We start from the raw sequence: 21,132 nt of genomic DNA, 5'->3' as shown, positions 1-21,132 counted from the left end.
GGCTAAAATACTAGTATTATAAATTTAACATAATATAAATTATGCGAACTTATGTCAGTCGGTATGATGTAAACGCCTTTTCTATAATTATGGCCACAACCAAGCCCATGTGCTTCGTCCTTCTCCTTGCAGTAAAACTAAAGTTCTACAAGCTGAAGCTGTGTTCATGCATTCGAAGCCGATTCCGTAGGCTGATAATGCTGCTGCAATTTTAGGATGCAGGAATTGTTGTTTTGCTCCTGTACCTATAATAATGACTTCAGGACGGTTTTCTGCTGTTTCAATTGCTGATATAAAAATTTGTTCGTTTAATTCTTCGATGGTTGTTTGAGGAATGATGCTTACTTTGCCATCTTGCCAGCAAATGGGTTCTGAATATGTTTGTTCGCCGATTTGCAATATGCCTTGTGAGGATGAAAAAAATGATGCGGTTTCATCGATATGGTTTTCTGTGATTTTCATGGCAATTCCTGTTTTTATGGTAGAACGATTTTTCAGACGGCCTTGGGAAACTTGCAAAAAAAGGTGCAAAATCAAGCAATATCAGGTAGGATTCAACGTTTGACCTTGTGCATTGATGCTTTGCTCTGAATTTACGATTGCAAGCGATTATAACAAGCCTTGGTTTTTCGTGATTATTTTAAAGTATCGGCTCAAAAGGAGACACAATGAAGCCAGTAAATATCGGTCTTTTAGGTTTGGGTACAGTCGGTGGCGGTACGGCTACTGTATTGCAGGACAACGCTGCGGAAATCAGCCGCCGCTTGGGACGTGAAGTCCGTATTTCTGCTGTTTGTGATTTGAGCGAAGAAAAAGCCAAACAAATTTGCCCGAATGCTGCTTTTATTAAAGATCCGTTTGAGCTGGTTCAACATCAAGATGTTGATGTTGTTGTTGAATTGTTTGGCGGCACCGGTATTGCCAAAGATGCGGTATTAAAAGCGATTGAAAACGGCAAACACATTGTTACTGCCAATAAAAAACTGCTGGCTGAATACGGCAATGAAATTTTCCCTTTGGCGGAAGAAAAAAATGTCATGGTACAGTTTGAAGCTGCTGTTGCCGGCGGTATCCCTATTATCAAGGCTTTGCGTGAAGGCTTAGCTGCAAACCAAATCCGCAGCATCGCCGGCATTATTAATGGTACCAGCAACTTCATTCTTACTGAAATGCGTGAAAAAGGCAGCGCGTTTGCAGACGTATTGAAAGAAGCTCAGGCTTTGGGCTATGCAGAAGCTGACCCTACTTTTGATATCGAAGGTCATGATGCCGGCCATAAAATTACCATTATGAGCGCATTGGCATTTGGTACGCCGATGAACTTTTCTGCCTGCTATTTGGAAGGCATCAGCAAACTCGACAGCCGAGATATCAAATACGCTGAAGAGCTTGGCTACCGTATCAAGTTGTTGGGTATTACCCGTAAAACCGACAAAGGCATCGAGTTGCGTGTACACCCTACTCTGATTCCTGAAAGCCGTCTGCTGGCTAACGTTAACGGCGTGATGAATGCTGTCCGCGTCAATGCCGATATGGTTGGTGAAACCTTGTATTATGGTGCAGGCGCCGGTGCATTGCCGACTGCTTCTGCCGTGGTTGCCGACATCATTGATATTGCCCGACTGATTGAAGCGAAAACTGACCATCGTGTTCCTCACTTGGCATTCCAACCTTCACAAGTTCAAGCGCAAAATATTCTGCCTATGGATGAAATCACCAGCAGCTACTATCTGCGCGTTCAAGCAACTGACGAACCGGGCACTTTGGGTCAAATTGCCGCACTCTTGGCCAAAGAAAATGTTTCTATCGAGGCTTTGATTCAAAAAGGCGTGATTAATCAAAGCACTGCTGAAATTGTGATTCTGACTCACACCACGGTGGAACACAACGTCAAACGCGCTATCGCAGCGATTGAGGCGTTGAGCTGTGTGGATGCTCCGATCACCATGATCCGCATGGAAAGCCTGCATGACTGAGCAACAAACGGAAAGGCCGTCTGAAGAGCAGCTGGCGGCCAGAAAGAAAGCCAAGGCAAAAATCCGCACCATCCGTATTTGGGCATGGATTATTTTGTCTTTGCTGGCTCTGACCGCCCTGCTCTCACAATGCGCCATGAACAAGCCGCAGATGAAACAAAATGTGGTGGAATCTTGTGTGAAGAACATTCCTTTTGCTGAAAAATGGCAAGCTGATTTGAAGGCAAAAGGTTTGGATGCGCAAAACGAGAAATTGGCTCAAGACTATTGTGTCTGCATGTGGGATCAACCCTTAAGCAAACTCTCTGACGAGCAAATCCGAAACTTCGGTAAAATCAGCCCTGAGGAGCAACTCAAGCTCTTGGGTGGCGCCGAAGCTTTTGAGGCACGCGATAAGCAATGCGTGGCTGATTTAAAGGCTGAGTAAACCAAAATATCGGTTTAAGCCAAAGCTACAAGGCCGTCTGAAATTCCAGACGGCCTTTCTTATATTGAATAAATAGTAATAAGAATTGATTTCATTATATTTTGAGTTTAAGATAGCTTGGTTAATAGCTTTTCTATGGTTATTGCCATGCGCTACCACTTTCCTATTGCCGTTGATATTTATGATTTTTTGTATACCGGCCGGTTTGACTATCTGGAAATCGGACAATCGGCAGAGTCTATTTTGCAGATGTTTCCTGCGCCTGATTGCGTCCCTAAAGGCTTGTTGGTGCAAAAAGGCTGGAATATTTGGCTTTATGGCGACATTGAACTGCATTTCTCCGATAATCGGCTGACACAGATTCGTGCTGATTTTCAGCCTGATGCTGCATTAAGCGGCGGCCGTTGGGTAAAGTTGAATCCGTGGTTTTTTGCAAATGGCTGCCTTGATGTATATGCCGTCATTCAACGCTTGGTACAACGCAATATTGATTTTATTAAAACGGAAACGCATACCAATTTAATTTTGCAGCTGCAAAGCGGGGTTGAATTGATTTTTGAAAAATGTCGGGGTATGAAACTTGCCTCGTTCCGCAAACAAAAAGCCTCTCTGCCCCATTGGGCGCGTGAAACGGCTTCTTAAATAAAACAATGCCGTCTGAAAACATCATTTCAGACGGCATTATCAGTTACAAACCATTCAATAATTGTCGGATTTTGGTCATTGTCATAGAAACCTGTTCGTTACAGCCTTCATTTCCTTTTCCATTATCAAAGCAATCAATACTGCTGACGCTGCAAAAGTGGGCATAGGCCATTTTTAACTCCCTAGCCAAAACGGCTTCAGGCATGCCGGTCATACCGAGTACATCTACGCCGTCACGTCGATAACGGGCGATTTCTGCGCGGGTCGGACGGCGCGGGCCTTGCAGGCAGCCATAAACGGCGGAGTCGTAAATCGGCACATTATGCGCTTTCGTGATATTCAACAATTCTTGTCGCAATTCATCGCAATAAGGGTTGAAAAAATCGGTATGGACGACAGGGCATTCTTGGCCTTCAAAAAAAGTATCTTTACGGCCATAGGTATAGTCGATCAAATCGTCCGGCAACACCAAACTGCCGTTTTCAAAATCGGGATTGATACCGACGACTGAAGAAATGGCAATGATGTTTTCGACACCTAAAGAGTGCAACGCCCAGATATTGGCGCGGTAGTTGATTTCATGCGGCGCGATGGTATGGCTGAAGCCGTGTCGGGCAAGGAAAATAATGTCCAAGCGCCCTAATCTGCCGAACAAAATAGGGCTGCTGGTTAAGCCGTATGGAGTGCGTACGATTTTTCGTTCAGTAATTTCGAGTTCCGGCAGTTTGGTTAAACCGCTGCCACCAATAATGGCTAACATATAGACTTCCTTTGTTATCAATGGCCGTCTGAGACTTGGATTTCAGACGGCCTTAATATTATCGATTTATTTATGTTTGTAGAAATGGCTGCCGAAATAGGCAGATGCGCCCTCACGCAATAAAACAAGCGTCACAGCGGCAAGCGGCAGGCCGGCAAGCATACCAACGAAGCCCATCAGTTGCCCGAAAGCCATCAACGAGAAAATTACCCAGAAAGGCGACAGGCCGATGCGGTCGCCGACGATTTTAGGCGTAATGAAAAAGCTTTCCAGGAATTGTCCAACACCGAATACAGCCCAGACCATCAACAAACCCTGCCATGAGCCATATTGTAAAAGCGCGGCAACTGTTGCCAGCAAAAGGCCGGTAAATGCACCCAAATACGGAATAAATACTAAAATACCGGCAATCATACCGATGGCAAAGCCGGAATCCAAACCGACCAGCATCAAGCCCAAGCCATAGACCAAGCCCATAATCATCATAACCATCAGCTGGCCGCGCAGAAACTCGCCTAAGACTTCGTCCATATTGCTGCTGATACGCGTGTAGGTTTCGATAAAACGGCGCGGAACCAGTTTGCTGATTCCGGAAGACCAGCGTTTCCAATCCAACAAGAAGTAATACAGCAGTAAAGGCAGCAATACCAAATTGCTGACGCCGCTGATCACGTTGCCGCTCTGACGCATCAAGGTGGGAATCCATGCTTTGAGCGTATTGCTCAACTCATCCGTATGCGACTGCAACCATGCAATAATCGATTCTTGATCGATTTGAATATAATCCCCGCTGACGCTGTTGAGCCACGGCAGCAGTTTGTTTTGAACAAAGCCCACGATTTGCGGCAGGCGTTCGGCCAGATTGTTAAACTGGTTCAACAACATAGGCACGATAATCAGCACTAACGACAGCAATACCAGCAAGGCAAACGCCATAATAATCATGGAGGCCGGTGCGCGGCGGATACGCTTCAATTGCAGCCATTCGACCAAGGGATTCAAAACATAGGCCAAAACGGCGGCCACAATAAACGGCGTCAAAACATCGCCCAAGGCATATAAAAGCCAAATAAAGGCTGCAACGACGCAAGCCATAATTACCCACGGTTTTGCGCCACGCTCTTTCTTTTGATACATAAAAAGGTATTTCCCAATTGATGTTTAAGGTTTTCAAAATAAATAAGCAGTATAACAGATTCACAAAGGCCGTCTGAAAGTGCGGCACCAATCAAGGCAAAATAAAATTGTTAACAATAACGCCAAAAAATTCAGCCTGAATCCTCCAATTTAAGATAAAATACGCTCCGACAATCTACCCATACCCGAATAAGGAAATCCAATGAGCACTTCTTTGAGCTATCGTGACGCAGGCGTGGATATCGACGCAGGCGATCAACTGGTCGAAAACATCAAACCTTTTGCCAAACGTACTATGCGCCCTGAAGTGTTGGGTGATTTGGGCGGTTTCGGCGCTTTGGTCGAAATCGGCAAGAAATACAAAAATCCGGTATTGGTTTCCGGTACGGACGGCGTCGGCACCAAGCTGAAACTGGCATTCGACTGGGACAAACACGATACCGTCGGCATCGATTTGGTTGCCATGAGCGTCAACGACATTTTGGTTCAAGGTGCAGAACCTTTGTTCTTCTTGGACTATTTCGCTTGCGGCAAGCTGGATGTTGCCCGCGCGACTGATGTGATTAAAGGTATTGCCCAAGGCTGCGAAGAATCCGGTTGCGCTTTGATTGGCGGTGAAACTGCCGAAATGCCGGGCATGTATCCCGAAGGCGAATACGACTTGGCCGGTTTTGCCGTCGGCGTGGTTGAAAAAGAACGCGTGATTAACGGCCGCAGCATTCAGGCCGGAGATGTTGTTTTGGGCTTGGCTTCCAACGGCGCACACTCCAACGGCTACTCCTTGGTACGCAAAATCATCGAGCGCGACAATCCTGATTTGGACGCGGAATTCGACAACGGCAAAACCTTGCGCGAAGCCATCATCGCTCCTACCCGCCTGTATGTGAAACCTATTCTTGCCGCTTTGGAAAAATTTACCATTAAAGGCATGGCCCACATTACCGGCGGCGGCATTACCGAAAACGTACCTCGCATTTTGCCTGAAAATACCGTTGCGCAAATCGATGCCAAAGCGTGGGAATTGCCTAAATTGTTCCAATGGCTGCAAAAAGCGGGCAATGTGGAAACCCAAGAAATGTACCGTACGTTCAACTGCGGTATCGGCATGGTCGTTATCATTGCCAAAGAAGATGCCGATGCGGTACAGGCATTCTTGAGCGAACAAGGCGAAACCGTTTATCGTTTGGGCGTTATTCGTGAACGCAACGGCGACGAGCATCAAACCCAAGTGGCTTGATTTGAGATGCAATGAAAAAGTGCGGATGATGAATCCGCACTTTTTTATTTACACTACCCTAGCCTACTTCTTCCAAAAATCCTGCCAACTGTGCCGTATCGTGGGCAATCATCAGCTCTTCATTGGTTGGCACAACCAAAACAGCCGGAGAAGAACCTGTCGGGCTGATAATGCCTGAATTGCCGTAGCGTTTTTCCATATTGGCTTTGGTGTCGATGTGCAGACCTAAGAAATCAAGATAAGAAACGGTTTTGGCACGGATGTTGCGCGAGTTTTCGCCGATACCGCCGGTAAACACGAGCGCATCTACGCCGCCGCAAGCCACAGCCATCGAAGCAATGTATTTGGCAAGGCGGTAGGTCATGACTTCCAGGGCCAAACGCGCACCTTCATGACCTTCGTCCGCCGCGATTTCCAAAGAACGACAGTCGTTGGAAAGTTCGGAAATACCGAGCAAACCTGATTTTTTGTTCAACATTTCATCAACTTGGGCAACATCCAAACCGGCATGGGAAGTCAGATAGCTGTATACGCCCGGGTCGATGTCGCCGCAGCGAGTACCCATCACCAAGCCTTCAATCGGCGTGAAGCCCATACTGGTATCGACGGATTTGCCGTTTTTAATGGCGGTAATGGATGCGCCGTTACCTAAGTGGGCAATAATCATGCGGATGTCTTCCAGAGGTTTGCCCAAAATCCGTGCGGCTTCAGGGGCAACGTAACGCATGCTGGTACCGTGGAAACCGTAGCGGCGGAAAGCGTATTTTTTACGCAATTCGCGCGGAACGGCATAAGTGTAGGCACGCTCCGGCATGGTTTGGTGGAACGAAGTATCCATCACACCGACATTGGGCAGGCCCGGGAAGTGCTCTTGCGCAGCCAAAATACCGTTGATATTGGCAGGGTTGTGCAGCGGAGCGAGCGGAATGCAGGCATTGAGTTCGTCCATTACTGCTTGGTCAATCAAAACAGATTCGCTGTATTTTTCGCCGCCGTGTGCGATGCGGTGGCCGATGGCTTTAATGCGGTCGTGCAGGCCGTGTTTTTCAAGCTCTTTCAACAGCATACCTACGGCACCGGCATGATCGTTACGGCCGGTCAAGGCTGTTTGGCATTTTTTACCGTCTTTGCTGAATGTAATGATTGCTTCGGGCGTACCCAAACGTTCGCCGAGACAGCTTAGGAGGACATTACCGCTTTTACGGTCGATAACGGCGCCTTTGAGCGAAGAGCTGCCGCAGTTCAGAACAAGAATGAGTTGGTTGGACATGGTGTTTCTCCTTTGAATTTTTGATTATTTTTGACTTCAGGCCGTCTGAAAAGAGCAAGAATATTTGAGAGTTTTTCAGATTGCCTTTGATTTGGTGTTTAGTCAGGCTTGATGCCCAACCCTAATCTCCATTGCAAGTATCGCTACCTGACTAAAATCCGCTTATTTGGTTTTCAGACGGCCTTGTTTAAGGCTGCGGCCGTCTGAAAACTTAAAAGCAATCTTCCGGCACTCGGACTTGTCCTTCCATAATCACGCGTGCGCTACGGCTCATAACCGCTTTGGTAGCCGTCCATTGTCCGTCCTGACATTCGGCGGCGGCACCGACACGCAGTGTGCCTGAAGGATGACCGAAACGGACTTCTTTACGCGCTCCGCCTCCGGCTGCAAGGTTGACCAGCGTACCGGGCACGGCGGCGGCGGTAGCGATGGCAACTGAAGCGGTACCCATCATGGCGTGGTGCAATTTACCCATGCTCAGCGCGCGTACCAACAAGTCGATGTCGGCCGCTTTGACGGTTTTGCCGCTTGAAGCGGTGTAATCGGCCGCGGGGGCGACAAAAGCGACTTTCGGAGTATGGGCGCGGGTGGCGGCTTCGGATACATCGCTGATCAAGCCCATTTTCAGTGCGCCATATGCGCGGATGGTTTCAAATTTTTCCAGAGCCGCAGCATCGTTGTTGATATCGTCTTGCAACTCTTTGCCTGTATAGCCCAGATCCGCGGCATTCAAGAAAATGGTTGGAATGCCGGCATTGATAAGCGTGGCTTTCAGACGGCCTATATTCGGAACATCAATTTCATCGACCAAATTGCCGGTTGGGAACATACTGCCTTCGCCGTCGGCCGGATCAAGAAATTCGATTTGTACTTCGGCTGCCGGAAACGTAACGCCGTCCAACTCAAAATCACCTGTTTCCAAAACTGCACCATTTTGCATCGGCACATGGGCGATGATGGTTTTGCCAATGTTTTTCTGCCAGATTTTGACGGTACACAGGCCGTCTGAAGGGATTTTGGATTTATCGACCAAGCCTTGCTCGATAGCAAATGCGCCCACGGCGGCGGTCAGATTGCCGCAGTTGCCGCTCCAATCGACAAAAGGTTTGTCGATGGAAACTTGTCCGAACAAGTAATCGACATCATGATCGGCGCGTTCGGATTTGTCCAAAATTACGGCCTTGCTGGTGGACGAACTGGCATTACCCAAACCGTCTATCTGCTTGCCGTAGGGGTCGGGACTGCCGAGTACGCGCAAGAAGATTTTGTCGCGAGCCTCGCCTGCTTCCTGCGCCGCGGCCGGCAGATCGGTGCGTTTGAAGAAAATGCCTTTAGATGTACCGCCGCGGTAGTAAACGGCCGGGATTTTAATTTGCGGCATTTCGGGTTCTCCTTTGTATTTCTAGTATGGTTTTTTCAGACGGCCTCTCAAACATTCGAGGCAGTCTGAAAACCTTTTTTAGCGTAGTCCGGGCATTTTGACGATACCCGATTTACCTTACGCTGCATTTCCTTCTAAGAAGTCTTGTGCGAAGCGTTGCAATACGCCACCGGCTTCATATACCAACACTTCTTCTGCGGTATCGAGGCGGCAGGTAACCGGAACTTCGACGGTTTCGCCATTTTTACGGTGAATCACGAGGGTCAGGTCGCAGCGTGGTGTGCGTTTGCCGACCACGTCGTAGGTTTCCGTGCCGTCCAGTTGCAGGGTGTGGCGGTTGGTGCCGGGTTTGAATTGCAACGGCAAGACACCCATGCCGATGAGGTTGGTGCGGTGGATGCGCTCGAAGCCTTCGGCAACAATCGCTTCCACTCCGGCGAGGCGTACGCCTTTTGCAGCCCAGTCGCGGCTTGAACCTTGACCGTAGTCCGCGCCGGCGATGATGATAAGCGGCTGTTTGCGGTTCATATAGGTTTCGATGGCTTCCCACATGCGCATGGTTTCGCCTTCGGGCTCAACGCGTGCCAGCGAACCTTGGCGCACGCTGCCGTCTTCGTTTTTTACCATTTCGTTAAATAATTTGGGATTGGCGAAGGTAGCGCGTTGGGCGGTAAGGTGGTCGCCGCGGTGGGTGGCGTAGGAATTGAAGTCTTCTTCGGGCAAACCCATTTTCGCCAGATATTCGCCCGCCGCACTCGCCGCCAGAATCGCGTTGGACGGTGAAATGTGGTCGGTGGTGATGTTGTCGGGCAAAATCGCCAGCGGTCGCATACCTCTTAATGTACGTTCCCCTGCCAATGCGCCTTCCCAGTAAGGCGGGCGGCGGATGTAGGTGGACATCGGGCGCCAGTCGTACAGCGGGCTCGGGGCTTTTTGCGCCTTGCCGGTGTCGAACATTGGCACATACACATCGCGGAATTGTTGCGGTTTCACATATTCGGCAACGACGGCATCGATTTCTTCATCGGTCGGCCAAATGTCTTTCAGGCGGATTTCGCGGCCGTCTGAAACGCCGAGTACGTCGTTTTCAATATCGAAACGGATGCTGCCTGCCAGTGCGTAGGCAACGACCAACGGAGGCGAAGCGAGGAAAGCCTGTTTCGCATACGGATGGATACGGCCGTCGAAGTTGCGGTTGCCTGACAATACGGCGGTAGCGTACAAATCACGGTCGATGATTTCTTTCTGGATTTTCGGATCCAGCGCGCCGCTCATGCCGTTACAGGTGGTACATGCGAAGGCAACGATACCGAAGCCGAGTTTTTCCATTTCAGGCAGCAGGCCTGCTTCTTTCAAATAGATTTCGGCTACTTTTGAACCTGGGGCAAACGAAGATTTCACCCAAGGTTTGCGTTGCAAGCCAAGACGGTTGGCATTGCGTGCCAACAGCGCGGCGGCGACAACGTTGCGCGGATTGGAAGTATTGGTACACGAAGTAATCGCGGCAATAATCACTGCACCGTCTGGCATTTGGCCGTCTGAAGGCTCTTCGTAAGGTTTAGCCAAGCCTTTGCTGGCCAAATCGGCGGTCGCAAAACGGGCGTGCGGGTTGCTCGGGCCTGCCATGTTGCGCGTTACGCTGCTCAAATCAAATTTCAACACGCGCGGATAAACGGCGGTTTTCAGGTCGTCCGCCCACAAGCCTGCGGTTTTGGCGTAGGTTTCCACCAATTTCACCTGCGCGTCGTCGCGACCGGTCAATTTCAAATAATCAATGGTTTGCTCATCAATAGCGAACATCGCGGCAGTCGCACCGAACTCCGGCGTCATGTTGGAAATGGTGGCACGGTCGCCGATAGACAGGCTTCTTGCGCCCTCGCCAAAAAACTCGACAAATGCGCCAACCACGCGCTCTTTACGCAAGAACTCGGTCAGTGCCAACACGATGTCGGTGGCAGTAATACCCGGTTGACGTTTGCCGGTCAGCTCAACGCCGACAATATCAGGCAGACGCATCATGGACGCGCGACCCAACATTACAGTTTCAGCTTCCAAACCGCCCACGCCTACGGAAATCACGCCCAGTGAATCGACGTGCGGCGTATGTGAGTCTGTACCGACGCAGGTATCAGGGAATGCCACACCGTTTTTGACTTGGACAACCGGCGACATTTTTTCCAAGTTGATTTGGTGCATAATGCCGTTGCCTGCTGGAATCACGTCCACATTTTCAAATGCGGTTTTTGTCCAGTTGATGAAGTGGAAACGGTCTTCGTTGCGTCGATCTTCGATTTCGCGGTTTTTGCGGAAAGCATCAGGATCGTAGCCGCCGCATTCAACGGCCAAAGAGTGGTCGACGATAAGCTGGGTTTGCACCACAGGATTCACTTTGGCAGGATCGCCGCCTTTTTCGGCAATTGCATCGCGCAGGCCTGCCAAATCCACCAACGCTGTCTGACCCAGAATATCGTGACACACCACGCGCGCGGGATACCAAGGGAAGTCGATTTCCTGTTTTCCCTCAATCAGCTGACCTAGCCAGCTTTGCAGCGTAGGCAGGTCGACTTTGTCTGCGCGGTTGACCAAGTTCTCAGCCAAGATGCGGCTTGTATAAGGCAGCTTGTCGTAAGAGCCTGGTTTGATGTCTTCACACGCCTGACGCGCGTCATAATATTCCAAATCCGTACCGGGCAAAGCTTTGCGGTAGCGTTGGTTGGCAGTCATGTCGGTTCTCCTAAAATCTATTCTTTTTTTGGTTTTGGGTTTCAGACGGCCTGTTGATTCGGACCTTAAGGCCGTCTGAAACCATAAATTCTGTTTTATTGTTTGTTGTCTGAAATCTATTTGCGGTATGAAAAAAAATTGCTGCTCCGCTACCATCATTCCCGTATAGACGGAAATCCAAACTTAAATCTTTCAGCACTCTTTACAGCAGAACATTTCAACTTTTGAATTTCTGCCTGTATGGGAATGACGACAGCAGAGCAGCATGTTTTCCAAACGGCCGGCTCTCTCTCTCGCATACTGCACTAGGCCGTCGAAAAACGAAAACATCATTTATTCATTGTTTTCAAACGGCATTTCGAGATGGGGCGGGCTGGCGGCCCACCCTGCTGTGATGTGTATCAGCGGTTTTCAATCTCCACGAATGCCAAATCTTCAGGGCCTGTGTAGTTTGCGCTCGGACGGATGATTTTGCCGTCTTTGCGTTGCTCGAGAACGTGTGCGCTCCAACCGGTTGTACGGGAAATCACGAACAGCGGTGTGAACATAGCGGTCGGTACGCCCAATTTTTGGTAGGAAACGGCGGAGAACCAGTCCAGATTCGGGAACATTTTTTTCTCTTCCCACATCACGCTTTCCAAGCGTTCGGCAATGTCAAAGAGGCGCATATCGCCGGTTTCTTTGCTCAAACCGCGTGCCACTTCTTTAATGACAACATTGCGAGGGTCGGAGATGGTGTACACCGGATGACCGAAACCGATCACGATTTCTTTGCGGCCGATGCGTTCGCGGATGTCTGCTTCGGCTTCGTCGGCATTGCGGTAGCGTTTTTGAATATCGTAAGCCACTTCGTTCGCGCCGCCGTGTTTCGGGCCTTTCAACGCGCCAATTGCACCGGTAATGCTGGAGTACATATCAGAGCCTGTACCGGCAATCACGCGGGCGGTAAAGGTAGAAGCGTTGAACTCGTGTTCGGCATACAGAATCAGTGAAACGTGCATGGCTTTGATGTGTGATTCGCTTGGGCGTTTGCCGTGCAACAGGTGCAGGAAATGACCGCCGATGGTCTCTTCGTCGCTTTCAACTTCAATGCGTTTGCCGTTGTGCGAATATTGATACCAGTACAGCAGGATGCTGCCGAGGCTGGCGATCAGTTTGTCGGCGATGTCGCGCGCTTCACTTTCCGGATGGCTTTCACGTTCAGGATGAACGCAGCCCAGCATGGATACACCGGTACGCATCACGTCCATCGGATGGGTATGTGCAGGCAGGCTTTCCAACACTTTAATCACACGGATAGGCAGACCGCGCATGGATTTGAGTTTGGCTTTATAAGCGGCCAGCTCGAATTTGTTGGGCAGATGGCCGTGAATCAGCAGGTGGGCGACTTCTTCAAACTCGCATTTTTGTGCCAAATCCAGAATGTCGTAACCGCGATAGCTCAAATCATTGCCGGTACGGCCAACGGTACACAATTCGGTATTACCGGCCGCAACGCCGGAAAGCGCAACGGATTTTTTAGGTTTGAAAGTCGGGGTTTGCGTAGTTGCAGTCATGGTATTTCTCCTTTGTATTTTTATGGGTTTTATTTTTTCAGACGGCCAATGCGGATTTGCTGAAAGGCCGTCTGAAAGCGGTAAATCATTTTTGAAACAATTTATCCAGTTTTTGCTCGAAGGCGTGATAGTTCAGATGCTCGTACAGCTCGGCACGGGTTTGCATACTGTCAACCACCGCCGCCTGCGTGCCGTCGCGCATAATCGCTTCATAAACATTCAGTGCGGCTTTGCTTGCGGCGCGGAACGATGACAGCGGATACAACACCAGCGATACGCCGTTTTCAGCCAGCTCGCTTTGGGTATAAAGCGGCGTTGCACCAAATTCGGTAATGTTCGCCAACACAGGGACTTTCACCGCGTCCGCAAATTGGCGGTACATGTTCAAATCGGTCATGGCTTCAGGGAAAATCATGTCTGCACCGGCTTCGACACAAGCCTGAGCGCGTTCGATAGCAGCATCCAAACCTTCTACCGCCAGCGCATCGGTACGCGCCATAATTACAAAGTTCTCATCAACGCGCGCATCGACGGCAGCTTTGATACGGTCAACCATTTCATCTTTAGAGACAATGGCTTTGTTCGGACGGTGGCCGCAGCGTTTTTGCGCTACCTGATCTTCAATGTGAACCGCTGCAACACCGGCGCGTTCAAAGTTGCGAATCGTACGAGCGATATTGAACGCTCCGCCCCAACCCACATCAATGTCCACCAGCAAAGGCGTATCCACATTGTCCGTAATCCGCCGCGCGTCGATCAGCACATCTTCCATTGTGGTGATGCCCAAATCAGGGATACCGCAAGAGCAGGCTGCTACGCCGCCGCCGGACAGATAAATCGCCTTGAAACCGCTTTGGGTGGCCAATCGCGCAAAATAAGCATTGACGCAACCGACGACGGCAAGAGGATTCGATTCTTTTACGGCTTGACGGAAACGCGCTCCGGCAGAGTGTTGGCTCATCATATTTCTCCTTTATAGACTTTTTTCAGTATTAATCGGACGGCTCGGTTTTTTCACAACTTGAAATGAACCGTTTAAAAAGAAACAATCGTTCTAAAAACTGTTTTCAGACGGCCTGTAAGATTTCAATCATCAACTATCTGAAAATTTAAAATCAATAAATACAAATAGTTATCAAAACTAATAAATACAATAAGGCTGAAGCGGAGGCGTACGTTTTTTAATTTTTATTAATCAGAATATGAATTCGATTGGAGATACAGATATTTAAAAACCCGAAGCGTTTGAAGGAATGCGGAAACTGGATTCGGGTCGAGAGCCTTCAGACCGTCGGGACTGCCAATAAACTGGCGACGACGGGAGCGGCAGAGATAGGAGAAAATCTATAACAAGAGAGAGTGGTTTGATACAGATTCATGATGATGTTCCTTTGTAGTGCGATGTAGTTTTTATTTATGGAAACAAATTTAAAAAATAAAACCGGTCTTGTCAAACACTTTTTTCAAAAAAATTATAAAAAATTCAGTTATTAATAAACGATTTTTTCACAACAAATGTAAAAAACGGACAGGCTGTACCACATCAAATCCTTATGTAGCCTAGCTTCTGTCCGTTTTATTCTTTTGGCAGATAGTTAGAATGATTGTAAACAATCTATCTAAAAATAATTTATAATTGATTCATTTATAAGGAACTTTTAAATATACCGTCTGAAAAAATTAAAATTTTTGCCTTTAAATTTTCAGACGGCCTTTGCATGATGACTACTCTGCACTAAATGCCGTCTGAAAAGTCTGCTTGCCAATGGTAATGTCGGCAGTGTAATCATGGCGGCCTTCGACGCAAAACGGCAAGCGGATTTGCGCAACCTGCCAACTTTGCGACGATTGTTGCGTCAGGTTGTAGCGGTTGAAGCCCATATCCATGTTTTTCATACTGAAACTGATACTGACAGTGCCCGTATTCTTCGGGACATTTTCCACTACAATATCGAAAGGCTCGTGTGTATTGATGGAGGTCGCACGCACTTTTGAACCGTCAGGCAGGACGCAGCCTTGTGTTAGACTACATTCGACTACATTAGCTTTTGACTGTTGCTTCTGCCACCAATCCAAGAGCAGCAGTTTGGCTGCTGCAAACACAATCAGTAAAACAGCGGCAATCAGTAGTTTTTGATTTTTACTCATTTCAAACGGCCTCAATGTCATTATCGGTCAAAACGGCATGCACACCTATGCTCTGCCACTGTTCGCGATAAATGGAAACCATACTTTCCAGAGCTGCCACAATCAGCGGCATCGCCACGCCTTGTGCCAAAATATCCATAACTTGCCCGGCAGCCGCTTCATTCGCTACTTTCCATACGACAGCATCTGCATTTTGCACCCGCCGCCATTGTTCGGCATTTTCAATGATTGGCCACACGCTGGATGCTTCTATCGGCTTGCCTTGCTGCCAATCGGCAAATTCCAACAATACGGCAGATGCGGTTTGATGCTGAGCCGACATATACGGCACAACATGATATTCGCCCATGCTGTTTTGACCGCTCAAGCCAATTTTCAGACGGCCTTGAAACTGGCGCGGAATGGATAGGGAGCGTAACAATGCGCTATTGGCTGGCAGCATCGGCGCAACGGTAAAATCCCCTGCCTTTTGCCATGCCCATTTCTGCCCTTCCCTCGATTGGATTTCGCCCGTCCATTGGTCGGCTTCCACCCATAAAAAATGCAGGCGTACATGTGCGTGTTCGTAGGAATGGACTTTGGTCAGCCACGGCGTAGCGGCGAGGATACGGATGCCGAGTTCTTCTTCAAACTCGCGTTGTAAGGCTTGAAAATTGCTTTCGCCTGCCTCAACCTTGCCTCCGGCAAATTCCCAATAGCCGGCATACGGCTTTCCCTCTGGACGGGAACTGAGCAGGTAGCGGCCGTTTTTGTCGAGCAAAATTCCGGCAACCACTTGCACCAATGGACGTGTGTCTTCAGTCATCATGAGATTATTCTTATATGCGGCAGGCGGCGACACCTGCCGATTTATGCGTAAAAAAAACGATGTCGGGCTTATACGCCCGACCTTCAATAAATACCAAACCCTTCAGGCCGTCTGAAAAAGATGCTTTATTTCAGAATACTTAAATCCGGCCTTATTTTTCCGCAATGACAAAAGCCATGACGGTATCTTCTTCATCGCTCATACTGAGATGGCAGCTTCGGATACCCTGTTCCTCCAGCCATTTAGTCAAAGCCGGTGCAAAAAACAATTCAGGTTTGCCCAGTGCATCATGCCCGACACCGATATTGCGGAAAGACACCACGCCGCGTATGCCCGTCCCGACGGCTTTGGCAAAAGCCTCTTTGGCGGCAAAGCGTTTGGCAAGATAGTTGACCGGTTTGCCTGCCTGCGGAAACTCCAACAGCTCTTCTGGGCTGAGAATGCGTTGCGCAAATGCCAGTCCGAATTTTTTGTTCAGGCGGATAATGCGTTTGAGGGAAACAATGTCTGTACCAATTCCGTAAATCATGGGTCTGCTCCTTGTTTAAATAGTCAGGCCGTCTGAAAGTGTGGATACCGGCCAAAGCCAATTGCCTTAGTCGGTATGACTGATGCCGTTAAGGCAGCATTCTGGCTCTGAACATGATTTCCTTCATTTGGCGGACAGCTTCTGGCAAGCCGAGGAAGAGTGCTTGGGAAATCAGCGAATGGCCAATGTTCAACTCACGGATGGCCAGAATTTGAGCAATCGGCGTAACGTTGTGAATGGTCAGGCCGTGTCCGGCGTTAACGACCAAACCCAAATCGCTGGCGTAATGCGCGCCGTTTTGAATGCGCTCGAATTGTTTCATTTGTTCGGCATGGCTGTGCGCATCGGCATATGCACCGGTGTGCAACTCGATAACGGGCGCGCCGACATCATAAGCGGCTTGGATTTGCGCGTTGTCGGCATCGATAAACAAGGACACGCGGATGCCTGCGTCGGTCAAGATTTTGGTGAACTCGGCTACTTTATCCTGTTGCGCCAATACGTCCAAACCGCCTTCGGTGGTTACTTCTTGACGTTTTTCAGGCACGATGCACACATCTTCCGGCATGACGTTGAGCGCGTTTTCCAGCATTTCTTCCGTCAGCGCCATTTCCAAATTCAGGCGCGTGCGGATGGCGTTTTTAACGGCGAACACGTCCTCATCTTTAATATGGCGGCGGTCTTCACGCAAGTGCATGGTAATCAAATCTGCACCGTGGGTTTCCGCAATCAGCGCTGCTTCGACAGGGCTGGGATAAATCGTACCGCGCGCATTGCGGACGGTGGCAATATGGTCGATGTTTACGCCTAACAACATAATAATGTCCTTTCTTTAAGGTTTCAGACGGCCTGAACCTTCTCATATCAAAGGCCGTCTGAAAAAAATTCAACTGCCCAAGCCAAACTGCTGTAACTGCTGCAAAACCTGCCGAGACTTGATGCCCTCGGGCAGAAGGTTGTCAATTAAAAGCCGCGTCACTTTCAAGGCCTGCCCCAGACTTTCCTGATGAACGAAACTGCCTTCCCTCAAATCAATTAACGTCTCGCCCAATACGGCAACGCCTTTATTGATCGCGTGAAAGCGGTCGTCCTCGGCCAGGGGTACCACAGCCTCTTCCGGCGTAAGCCAATACGTTTCTTCGCCATTGATTTCATTGCCGTTGCCATCATGGAACAAATCGGGGGCAAAGCCCAAGCGTGTCAGCAGAGACCATTCAAAACGGCGCAAAGCGGCAATGTGGTTGGCCTCGCAACAGATAGTTTTCATGGTTTCCGCCAACACATCGTAAAGCTCGGGCAACGGGTCTTCACGGACGGTCAACTTCAGCATCAACTCGTTCACATACAATCCGCTGAACAAAGCCCTGCCCTGCGGCTGCGGCCAACCGCCTATCCATTCGGCGCGATGCAGGGTCTTCAATTCTTGCAAGCCATACCAAGACGCGCTCACCGGTACAAACGGCACCAATACGCCGCGCAATTCGCTCTGTCGTTTACGCGCACTTCTGGCCAACAAAGCCACCCGCCCATAACAGCGGCTGAAAGCCTCCACCCACAAGCTGCTCTCGCGCCAAGGGGCGGAAGCAAGCAGAAAGATAGGTTCGTGGTTGATGCGGTTTGGTTGCGCCATAAGGGTTTGGAAAGATAAAGAGTATGTCGATTATAACGGAAAATCGATGCAAAAAGGCCGTCTGCAAATCTGCCTTCTATAAAGGCCGTCTGAAAACCTTTATAATCCATTTTGAATGAACAACCGACTTTCCTGTGTTTATGCCAAAATTTCCTTTTAAATCCGCCATTTCCCTGCTCTCCGCAGCCCTATTATCCGCCTGCTCGCTGGTGAAATATCAGCCTGTCGCCGGTATTGATACGGTCGACCTGCAACGTGGCTACCGCTTTGAAACCAGCCGGCTTCAGCGCAACGACGAAGACGATACGCTTATTGTGTTGATGTTCTCCGGTGGCGGTACACGCGCGGCGGCTTTGGGTTATGGTGTGTTGGAGCAACTTCATAAGCAACAGATTACCATTGGCGGCAAAAAACAATCTTTGATGTCGAATGTCGATGTGGTAGTCGGCGTATCCGGCGGCTCGGTTTTGGCAGCTTATTTTGCACTCAAGGGCGAAGAGACCATTCCCTTGTTTTATAAACGTTTCCTACACCAAAACTTCCAACGCCAAGTCGTCAAACAGGCATTTTCCATGTCCAACCTGCCCCGACTGGCCTCGCCTGAATACGGACGCGGCGATCTGTTACAGGAGCAGTTTGAAAACTACCTTTTCGGCAAAACCACTTTCCGCGATTTGGAGAAAAATGCCAAAGGCCCGTTTGCCATCATTTCCGCCACCGATATGGGCATAGGCGAGCGTTTCAATTTCACACAGGAATATTTCGACCCGATGTGTATCGACTTGGGCGACTTGCGACTTGCCCGTGCCGTCGCAGCTTCAAGCTCCGTGCCTATGGTATTTGCACCGATCACCCTAAACAACAACGGCGGACGCTGCAGCTACACGCCACCGATCAAAATCGAAGATGTAGACGACAGCGAAACAGGCAGACAACAAAGCCGCACCATAAAAGAATTTTACGAGCGCTTCCAAAAATACGCAGACGGGAAAAACCGACCCTACATCCACCTGATAGACGGCGGCCTGACCGACAATCTGGGTATGCGCAGCCTTTTGGATATGACGGAAATGTACCCGGAAAAAATCCTGACAAACAAAATCCTGCAAAACAACATCCGCCATATCGTCGTCATCAACGTCAATGCGCAAAACCAAGTCAGCAGCAATTTGGACAAAACCGCGGCCGTTCCCGGTTTCCGCGACGTCGTCTCCTCTATCGTCAATATTCCCATCGACCAAAACTCGCAAGAATCCCTGCGCCGTTTCCGTGCCTTCGTCGATCAGTGGAATAAAGACAAACAGAATGAAAACATCTATTTCTCTTTCGTCAGCCTGAATCTCAAAGACCTTCCGCCATCCCAGCTGAGGGACAAGGTATTGAATATCCCGACCAGTTTCTATCTGCCACCGGAAGACGTGGACAATCTGCGCACCGCCGCTGCCGAACTGATGAAACAATCGTTGGACTACCGCAACCTGCTGACAGAATTTGCAGCGCACCACAATCCCGACGCCATCTTTGCCGAACCGCCACCAGACGCTAAAGATTTCAAACTGTTAAACGAAAAAGAAACACAGAAACAATCTGTCCCATAAAGTATTGCTCTGTTAAAATAGACAAATAGATTTCAACCCCTTCAGACGGCCTCAGAGATAAAGGCCGTCTGAAAAAAATATCAAAAACAGAATACAACCATGACCGAAAAAATCACACCTATCGTTACCGATATTGACCGCCCTATTCTCGTTCCGCCCGGCGGCTATAAAAAAGTCCTGCTGCATTCCTGCTGCGCCCCATGTTCCGGCGAAGTGATGGAAGCCATGCTTGCCAGCGGCATTGACTACACCATTTATTTTTACAACCCCAATATCCATCCGCACAAAGAATATATGTTGCGCAAAGAAGAAAATATGCGCTTTGCGGACAAATTCGGCATCCCTTTTATCGATAAAGACGATGACTACGAAAACGACCGTAAAGAATGGTTCGCCAAAGCCAAAGGCATGGAATTTGAACCCGAACGCGGTATCCGCTGCACCATGTGTTTCGACATGCGTTTTGAAAAAGCGGCGCAATACGCCCATGAAAACGGCTTCCACGTTTTCACCAGCTCACTGGGCATTTCACGCTGGAAAGACATGAAACAGATCAACGGCTGCGGCCATCGTGCTGCCGAGCCATACGATGACTTGGTTTATTGGGATTTCAACTGGCGCAAAGGCGGCGGCAGCGCACGCATGATTGAAATCAGTAAGCGCGAGCATTTCTACCAACAAGAATACTGCGGTTGCGCCTACTCCCTGCGTGACTCCAATGCCCACCGCAAATCGCAAGGCCGCATCCCCATCAAGCTGGGCGTATTGTATTACGGTGATGAATCCACCCAATACGAGCCTCAAGCCGAAAACAAAATCATTGTTGAGAAATAAATATCAAAGGCCGTCTGAAACATTCAGACGGCCTTTGTTTAAATCAGACGATTAACGGCGGCGGAATTTGCCGTGATCAAAATCATCAAATGCCTGATAAGCGGCTTGGCATTGGATTTTTTGCTCGGCATAAGGCAAACCGCGGAACGCTTTTGCCGCTTTTCGGTTTTCCCTCAACTCGGCCTTGTTGCCTTTGTAGCGATACCAAGCTGCACGGCGCTCAAGGTATCTTTTACAAGCAGGATGCAATTTGTTTTTCTTCGCATACTGGTGTTTGCTCGCTTGATGGCCATGCGGTTTGGCCGCCGCTTCGGCAGAATAAGCACCCAAGCTCAATACGGCAACCGCCGCCAGTGCGGAACCTAAAGTTTTCAGTGTCAACATGATTCGCTCCCAGTTTAGGTTGGATAGTTCTTCCATTATATGCCTCGCCTGATACCTCGACAAACTGCCCAATGTGTTGATAAATGAG

Annotated in this window: 20 protein-coding genes; 6 read left to right on the top strand and 14 right to left on the bottom strand. The window is 49.2% G+C overall.

Translation table 11 applies throughout. The annotated features are described in order from the left end of the window. Positions 1 to 87: 87 nt before the first annotated feature. A complete protein-coding gene (locus tag KCG54_RS05275) occupies positions 88 to 462 on the bottom strand; it encodes an Mth938-like domain-containing protein (RefSeq protein WP_254324870.1) in 375 nt (124 codons plus the stop codon). Between the two features lie 206 nt (positions 463 to 668). Here KCG54_RS05275 and KCG54_RS05270 point away from each other — a divergent pair, with 206 nt between their 5' ends. The 3 genes from KCG54_RS05270 to KCG54_RS05260 all read left to right on the top strand — a co-directional run bounded on the left by KCG54_RS05270 (position 669) and on the right by KCG54_RS05260 (position 3,045). Beyond that, positions 669 to 1,976 (top strand): homoserine dehydrogenase, encoded by a 1,308-nt coding sequence (locus KCG54_RS05270; protein ID WP_254324869.1) that lies wholly within the window; start codon positions 669 to 671, stop codon positions 1,974 to 1,976. Next, positions 1,969 to 2,403, top strand: a complete 435-nt coding sequence (locus tag KCG54_RS05265; protein WP_049322347.1) for a hypothetical protein — start codon at positions 1,969 to 1,971, stop codon at positions 2,401 to 2,403. Before KCG54_RS05270 ends, KCG54_RS05265 begins: the two co-directional genes overlap by 8 nt. Positions 2,404 to 2,550: 147 nt before the next feature. Further along, positions 2,551 to 3,045 carry a hypothetical protein gene (locus KCG54_RS05260; protein WP_039862344.1) on the top strand — a complete coding sequence of 165 codons (495 nt, stop codon included), beginning with the start codon at positions 2,551 to 2,553 and terminating at the stop codon, positions 3,043 to 3,045. A 46-nt stretch (positions 3,046 to 3,091) separates the two neighbouring features. Here the strand turns inward: KCG54_RS05260 and KCG54_RS05255 are convergent, their stop codons facing one another. Then, entirely contained in the window at positions 3,092 to 3,808 is a 717-nt protein-coding gene (locus tag KCG54_RS05255) for an S-methyl-5'-thioinosine phosphorylase (protein WP_254324868.1), read from the bottom strand. Positions 3,809 to 3,874: 66 nt separating this feature from the next. Then, a complete protein-coding gene (locus KCG54_RS05250; protein ID WP_254324867.1) occupies positions 3,875 to 4,945 on the bottom strand; it encodes an AI-2E family transporter in 1,071 nt (356 codons plus the stop codon). A 202-nt stretch (positions 4,946 to 5,147) separates the two neighbouring features. On the opposite strand from KCG54_RS05250, the gene purM reads away from it, so the two are divergent. Further along, on the top strand, positions 5,148 to 6,182 hold the full coding sequence (gene purM, locus KCG54_RS05245; protein WP_070814155.1) for a phosphoribosylformylglycinamidine cyclo-ligase: 1,035 nt from the start codon (positions 5,148 to 5,150) through the stop codon (positions 6,180 to 6,182). A 58-nt stretch (positions 6,183 to 6,240) separates the two neighbouring features. On the opposite strand, the gene KCG54_RS05240 is transcribed toward purM, so the two are convergent. From KCG54_RS05240 to recO, 10 genes are all read right to left on the bottom strand, one after another. Further along, positions 6,241 to 7,452 (bottom strand): acetate kinase, encoded by a 1,212-nt coding sequence (locus KCG54_RS05240; protein ID WP_254324866.1) that lies wholly within the window; start codon positions 7,450 to 7,452, stop codon positions 6,241 to 6,243. Between the two features lie 211 nt (positions 7,453 to 7,663). Then, entirely contained in the window at positions 7,664 to 8,833 is a 1,170-nt protein-coding gene (gene prpF / locus KCG54_RS05235) for a 2-methylaconitate cis-trans isomerase PrpF (protein WP_254324865.1), read from the bottom strand. 117 nt (positions 8,834 to 8,950) lie between these two features. Then, positions 8,951 to 11,557 carry a Fe/S-dependent 2-methylisocitrate dehydratase AcnD gene (gene acnD, locus KCG54_RS05230; protein ID WP_254324864.1) on the bottom strand — a complete coding sequence of 869 codons (2,607 nt, stop codon included), beginning with the start codon at positions 11,555 to 11,557 and terminating at the stop codon, positions 8,951 to 8,953. Positions 11,558 to 11,958: 401 nt separating this feature from the next. Next, complete coding sequence (gene prpC / locus KCG54_RS05225; protein WP_003746647.1) at positions 11,959 to 13,113, bottom strand: bifunctional 2-methylcitrate synthase/citrate synthase; 1,155 nt, start codon at positions 13,111 to 13,113, stop codon at positions 11,959 to 11,961. Between the two features lie 85 nt (positions 13,114 to 13,198). After that, positions 13,199 to 14,074, bottom strand: coding sequence for a methylisocitrate lyase (gene prpB / locus KCG54_RS05220; RefSeq protein ID WP_036490908.1), 876 nt, complete (start codon positions 14,072 to 14,074; stop codon positions 13,199 to 13,201). A 764-nt stretch (positions 14,075 to 14,838) separates the two neighbouring features. Then, a complete protein-coding gene (locus KCG54_RS05215; RefSeq protein WP_254324863.1) occupies positions 14,839 to 15,261 on the bottom strand; it encodes a hypothetical protein in 423 nt (140 codons plus the stop codon). Position 15,262: 1 nt separating this feature from the next. Beyond that, on the bottom strand, positions 15,263 to 16,066 hold the full coding sequence (locus tag KCG54_RS05210) for an NUDIX domain-containing protein (RefSeq protein WP_254324988.1): 804 nt from the start codon (positions 16,064 to 16,066) through the stop codon (positions 15,263 to 15,265). Positions 16,067 to 16,220: 154 nt separating this feature from the next. Further along, on the bottom strand, positions 16,221 to 16,598 hold the full coding sequence (gene acpS / locus KCG54_RS05205) for a holo-ACP synthase (RefSeq protein WP_003686416.1): 378 nt from the start codon (positions 16,596 to 16,598) through the stop codon (positions 16,221 to 16,223). Positions 16,599 to 16,686: 88 nt separating this feature from the next. Continuing rightward, positions 16,687 to 17,415, bottom strand: a complete 729-nt coding sequence (pdxJ, locus tag KCG54_RS05200) for a pyridoxine 5'-phosphate synthase (protein ID WP_070649721.1) — start codon at positions 17,413 to 17,415, stop codon at positions 16,687 to 16,689. A gap of 69 nt (positions 17,416 to 17,484) precedes the next feature. After that, the gene (gene recO, locus KCG54_RS05195) at positions 17,485 to 18,228 is read right to left on the bottom strand and encodes a DNA repair protein RecO (protein ID WP_254324862.1); all 744 of its coding nucleotides are present in this window, start codon (positions 18,226 to 18,228) and stop codon (positions 17,485 to 17,487) included. Positions 18,229 to 18,368: 140 nt separating this feature from the next. On the opposite strand from recO, the gene KCG54_RS05190 reads away from it, so the two are divergent. Next, positions 18,369 to 19,826: a patatin-like phospholipase family protein gene (locus tag KCG54_RS05190; protein ID WP_254324861.1), complete on the top strand. Its 1,458-nt coding sequence runs from the start codon at positions 18,369 to 18,371 to the stop codon at positions 19,824 to 19,826. Between the two features lie 99 nt (positions 19,827 to 19,925). Beyond that, positions 19,926 to 20,660 carry an epoxyqueuosine reductase QueH gene (locus tag KCG54_RS05185; protein ID WP_254324860.1) on the top strand — a complete coding sequence of 245 codons (735 nt, stop codon included), beginning with the start codon at positions 19,926 to 19,928 and terminating at the stop codon, positions 20,658 to 20,660. 51 nt (positions 20,661 to 20,711) lie between these two features. On the opposite strand, the gene KCG54_RS05180 is transcribed toward KCG54_RS05185, so the two are convergent. After that, a complete protein-coding gene (locus KCG54_RS05180) occupies positions 20,712 to 21,044 on the bottom strand; it encodes a stress response protein (protein WP_254324859.1) in 333 nt (110 codons plus the stop codon). Positions 21,045 to 21,132: the final 88 nt, after the last annotated feature.

This window comes from Neisseria subflava, from assembly GCF_024205705.1.
GTDB classification, from domain to species: domain Bacteria; phylum Pseudomonadota; class Gammaproteobacteria; order Burkholderiales; family Neisseriaceae; genus Neisseria; species Neisseria subflava_D.
This window is presented reverse-complemented; position numbering and strand designations above follow the sequence as displayed.

What these genes read in the sequence shown, in the direction of transcription:
- KCG54_RS05275 (WP_254324870.1), bottom strand. Translation starts at nt 462, where the DNA reads ATGAAAATCACAGAAAACCATATCGATGAAACCGCATCATTTTTTTCA.
- KCG54_RS05270 (WP_254324869.1), top strand. Translation starts at nt 669, where the DNA reads ATGAAGCCAGTAAATATCGGTCTTTTAGGTTTGGGTACAGTCGGTGGC.
- KCG54_RS05265 (WP_049322347.1), top strand. Translation starts at nt 1,969, where the DNA reads ATGACTGAGCAACAAACGGAAAGGCCGTCTGAAGAGCAGCTGGCGGCC.
- KCG54_RS05260 (WP_039862344.1), top strand. Translation starts at nt 2,551, where the DNA reads ATGCGCTACCACTTTCCTATTGCCGTTGATATTTATGATTTTTTGTAT.
- KCG54_RS05255 (WP_254324868.1), bottom strand. Translation starts at nt 3,808, where the DNA reads ATGTTAGCCATTATTGGTGGCAGCGGTTTAACCAAACTGCCGGAACTC.
- KCG54_RS05250 (WP_254324867.1), bottom strand. Translation starts at nt 4,945, where the DNA reads ATGTATCAAAAGAAAGAGCGTGGCGCAAAACCGTGGGTAATTATGGCT.
- purM (WP_070814155.1), top strand. Translation starts at nt 5,148, where the DNA reads ATGAGCACTTCTTTGAGCTATCGTGACGCAGGCGTGGATATCGACGCA.
- KCG54_RS05240 (WP_254324866.1), bottom strand. Translation starts at nt 7,452, where the DNA reads ATGTCCAACCAACTCATTCTTGTTCTGAACTGCGGCAGCTCTTCGCTC.
- prpF (WP_254324865.1), bottom strand. Translation starts at nt 8,833, where the DNA reads ATGCCGCAAATTAAAATCCCGGCCGTTTACTACCGCGGCGGTACATCT.
- acnD (WP_254324864.1), bottom strand. Translation starts at nt 11,557, where the DNA reads ATGACTGCCAACCAACGCTACCGCAAAGCTTTGCCCGGTACGGATTTG.
- prpC (WP_003746647.1), bottom strand. Translation starts at nt 13,113, where the DNA reads ATGACTGCAACTACGCAAACCCCGACTTTCAAACCTAAAAAATCCGTT.
- prpB (WP_036490908.1), bottom strand. Translation starts at nt 14,074, where the DNA reads ATGAGCCAACACTCTGCCGGAGCGCGTTTCCGTCAAGCCGTAAAAGAA.
- KCG54_RS05215 (WP_254324863.1), bottom strand. Translation starts at nt 15,261, where the DNA reads ATGAGTAAAAATCAAAAACTACTGATTGCCGCTGTTTTACTGATTGTG.
- KCG54_RS05210 (WP_254324988.1), bottom strand. Translation starts at nt 16,066, where the DNA reads ATGACTGAAGACACACGTCCATTGGTGCAAGTGGTTGCCGGAATTTTG.
- acpS (WP_003686416.1), bottom strand. Translation starts at nt 16,598, where the DNA reads ATGATTTACGGAATTGGTACAGACATTGTTTCCCTCAAACGCATTATC.
- pdxJ (WP_070649721.1), bottom strand. Translation starts at nt 17,415, where the DNA reads ATGTTGTTAGGCGTAAACATCGACCATATTGCCACCGTCCGCAATGCG.
- recO (WP_254324862.1), bottom strand. Translation starts at nt 18,228, where the DNA reads ATGGCGCAACCAAACCGCATCAACCACGAACCTATCTTTCTGCTTGCT.
- KCG54_RS05190 (WP_254324861.1), top strand. Translation starts at nt 18,369, where the DNA reads ATGCCAAAATTTCCTTTTAAATCCGCCATTTCCCTGCTCTCCGCAGCC.
- KCG54_RS05185 (WP_254324860.1), top strand. Translation starts at nt 19,926, where the DNA reads ATGACCGAAAAAATCACACCTATCGTTACCGATATTGACCGCCCTATT.
- KCG54_RS05180 (WP_254324859.1), bottom strand. Translation starts at nt 21,044, where the DNA reads ATGTTGACACTGAAAACTTTAGGTTCCGCACTGGCGGCGGTTGCCGTA.